Annotated in this window: 1 protein-coding gene; it reads left to right on the forward strand. The window is 68.1% G+C overall.

Going from position 1 to position 708, the window contains the following annotated elements; translation table 11 throughout:
- On the forward strand, positions 1-708 hold a 708-nt coding region (locus IE251_RS41250; protein WP_229896951.1), incomplete at both ends, for an acyltransferase domain-containing protein.

Here is a 708-nt window from a genome sequence, read left to right on the forward strand (position 1 = left end):
TGTGCTGTTCGCGGGTCAGGGTGGTCAGCGGGTGGGGATGGGCCGGGAGTTGTATGAGGCGTTCCCGGTGTTCCGTGCTGCCTTCGACGAGGTGTGTGGGCAGCTTGGTGTGCCGGTGGAGGAGGCGGTTGTTTCGGGTGAGGGTTTGGGTCGTACGGGGTTGGCGCAGCCGGCGTTGTTCGCGTTGCAGGTGGCGCAGTTCCGTCTGTTGTCGTCGTGGGGTGTGAGTCCGGGTGTTGTGGTGGGGCATTCGGTGGGTGAGATCGCGGCGGCTCATGTGGCGGGTGTGCTGGATCTGGTGGATGCGTGCCGGCTGGTGCGTGCCCGTGCGGGGTTGATGGACGCCCTGCCCGCGGGTGGGGTGATGGTCGCGGTCGAGGCGGCGGAGGACGAGGTCGTGCCGCTGTTGACGGCCGGTGTGGGCATCGCGGCGGTCAACTCGCCGACATCGCTGGTCGTTTCCGGCGTCGAAGCCGAGGTCTTGGCGGTGGTCGAGGGGTTGCCGGGCCGGCGGACGAAGCGGTTGGAGGTGAGTCATGCGTTCCACTCGCCGTTGATGGAGCCGATGCTGGAGGACTTCCGCACCGTCGTGGAGGGCCTGACGTTCCACGCCCCGCAGCTCGCGGCGGTCTCCTCGGTCACCGGCCGCCCGGTCGAGGACGAGTGGTCCCAGCCTCAGTACTGGGTCGAGCATGTCATCCGCACAGT

The organism is Streptomyces eurythermus (genome assembly GCF_014649115.1).
Classification (GTDB): Bacteria; Actinomycetota; Actinomycetes; order Streptomycetales; family Streptomycetaceae; genus Streptomyces; species Streptomyces eurythermus.